Origin of the sequence: Actinoplanes sp. NPDC048791 (genome assembly GCF_040650095.1) — a bacterium.
In the GTDB taxonomy this organism is placed as follows: Bacteria; Actinomycetota; Actinomycetes; order Mycobacteriales; family Micromonosporaceae; genus Actinoplanes.
Genome location: NZ_JBEZGQ010001147.1, coordinates 1 through 2456, shown reverse-complemented (window position 1 = coordinate 2456; position 2456 = coordinate 1). Strand labels below are relative to the sequence as shown.

Annotated in this window: 3 protein-coding genes; 2 read left to right on the top strand and 1 reads right to left on the bottom strand. The window is 71.7% G+C overall.

The window, feature by feature from the left end; genetic code table 11:
* The first annotated feature begins 145 nt into the window (after positions 1–145).
* Positions 146–811 (top strand): helix-turn-helix domain-containing protein, encoded by a 666-nt coding sequence (locus AB0C29_RS43485; protein WP_360833527.1) that lies wholly within the window; start codon positions 146–148, stop codon positions 809–811.
* On the opposite strand, the gene AB0C29_RS43480 is transcribed toward AB0C29_RS43485, so the two are convergent.
* Positions 789–2099 carry a hypothetical protein gene (locus AB0C29_RS43480; protein ID WP_360833525.1) on the bottom strand — a complete coding sequence of 437 codons (1311 nt, stop codon included), beginning with the start codon at positions 2097–2099 and terminating at the stop codon, positions 789–791. The two genes, AB0C29_RS43485 and AB0C29_RS43480, sit on opposite strands and share 23 nt — an antisense overlap.
* Before the next feature lie 172 nt (positions 2100–2271).
* Between AB0C29_RS43480 and AB0C29_RS43475 the strand changes: the two genes are divergently transcribed.
* Positions 2272–2456: sigma factor (locus AB0C29_RS43475; RefSeq protein ID WP_360833523.1), on the top strand; the 185-nt coding region annotated here is incomplete at its 3' end.

Genomic DNA, 2456 nt, shown 5'->3' with positions numbered 1-2456 from the left:
GGTCGCCGACGTGCTGCAGCACCTGGTGGGCGTGCACGACGTCGAACGTGTCGTCTCCGCTCTTCACCGGCGCCTACTGATGACACGCGATGTCGTCAACGTACACCGCCATGACATCGCGTGTCATCAGGGTAGGATCGGCCCGGTGAGCAGATGGCGTCCGGACGCGCGGGAACGGCTCGAGCAGGCCGCTCTCGAGCTCTTCGCCGAGCAGGGCTTCGCCGCCACGACGGTTCCGCAGATCACCGCCCGGGCCGGGCTCACCACCCGCACCTTCTTCCGGCACTACGCCGACAAGCGCGAGGTTCTCTTCGCCGGCGAGCACGAGCTGCCCGAGCTGGCCCGTCGCATGATCGCCGAGGCGCCCCCGGCGGCCGATCCCCTCGGGCTGATCGTCGGCGCGCTGCGGACCGTGGCGGACACCTGGTTCGAGGGCCGGCGGGACGAGGTGCGCCGGCGACGCGAGATCGTGCGCTCCGACCCGGGCCTGGGCGAGCGGGAGCTGCGCAAGCGTGCGGGCATCTGCGAGGCGATCAGCGCGGGCTTCCGCGAGCGTGGGGTGCCGGCGATGACCGCGGCGCTGCTCGCCGAGACCGGCGTGACCCTGCTGCACGTGTCCATCCAGCAGTGGCTCGACCAGGACGGCGACCGGCCACTGTGGCACTTCGCCGAGGAGGCGCTGGCCGCATTGCGGGCGGTGCTGGAGGTACCGGACACGGCAGTGACCGCGACGGGAATGTCCGCCGCGGCCACGCTCACCGGTGAATCCACTGTCCGATCAGGACGGCCTAGAGAACGGCCGCGCGCTTGACTGCCACCACACTCAGCCGCCGGGCCACTGCCTCGTGCCCGTCGCCGGTCTCCCAGCCGGTGTCGGCCACGACCACGACGGCGCGACCGGTCCGGGCCACCACCACATAGGTGTCCTTGTCCGTCTCGGCGTAGTCGATGTGCTCCCGGCGCCGCAGCAGCAGCGACTCGTCGCCGGCCACGCCGGTGCCGACGACGGACCATCCGTGGCCACAGGTCGCCACGGCCTTGCGCAGCTGCGTCAGATACCGGTGGGCACCGTCGGACGCGTACGTCGCCACGTCGTTCACGATCACCGACGGGCGGTTGTCCACCCCGATCATCGCCTGCACGGTCCGGTGCTCCCGGCGCAGTCCGGCCGAGGAGTACGGGCCACACGGCTGCGGCGGCTGCAGAGCGGCCCAGTAGTCGTCGGTGACCGTCGTGGTGTCCGCCCCGTTCAGATCCGCCGGCTGGAGCATCGCGGCGGCGGGCACGGCGTAGTTCGGCGCGGACGCGATGCGGTAGGTGAGCATCGTCGGCCGCTGGTGGCGCGCGGCCCGCCCGATCAGCGCGACACAACCGGCAGCACCCGCGCCGCCGTTGCGGAACAGCTTCTCGTAGTTGCCCTGAGCATCGGTGACCACGTTGTTGGTCGCACCCCCGTCGAAGTCACAGTTGCTGTCGTACGCGGTGGCCAGCGCCTTCGACCGCAGCGGCCGCCCGGTGTCGGTGTAGTAGGCGCGCCCGTGGATCCGGAACCCGCCCCCGTCCAGCAGGGAGTAGCGCAACGTCACGGCGGGCCGGTGGGTGCCCCGTACCCGCAGCTTGGGGGACGCGGCCCCGGACAGCGCCTTGGTGACCGTGTTGCCGGCCGTGTCCGACGCCCCGGCCGAGACGATCCGCACGGTGCCGTTCCAGGTGGACGGCACGTTGACGGTCGCACTCCAGGTGCCGTCGGTCGCCGTTCCCGAGGTACGCGTCAGCACCGGCCGCAGCTTCGACTGGAAGCCCGGGACCGGCCCGATGGTCAGCTGCGGGGACGGGTTCATGTCGTGCGGGTTGTCCAGCACGCCGGACGGGTCGGTGAGCCGCAGGGACACCCGTACCGGGACGACGGCGAGCCCCCGGACCGCCACAGCCGTACGGGAGAACCGGACGTCACGTATCTGCGGCGGTGACTTGTCCGCCGAGACCAGGGCCGGGCGGTGGGCCGTGGCGCCGGCCCAGGCGGGCGGCGTCGCGGTGGCGACCAGCGCCCCGGACAACGCCACGGCGAGGGCGAGGGAATTCAGTGCGGGTGCGTACATGTCGAGCTCCGCTTCATCGGTGGACGGTCAGCAAGTTCGTCCACCGGTTCGCCCGGCCTGGTTCGCTACTGTCGCCTACCTGACTGTCGCCGTACGGCTACGGAACGTGGCACGAGCGGGGGACATCCGGCCGTGCACCCCGGATGCATACTGAGCGCGGAGAGGACGCGCTATGCACGCTCCCGATGTCGAAGACCTGGCCCGCATCGCCTCCGCCGGCGATCTGGCCGCCCTCAATGTGCTCCTGGTGACAGTCCGCCCCGAAGTCCTGCGGGTCTGTGCCCGCTTGCTGCCCAACCGCGAGGACGCCGAGGAGGCGTGCCAGGACACGCTGCTGGCCGTCGCCCGGGGCCTGCC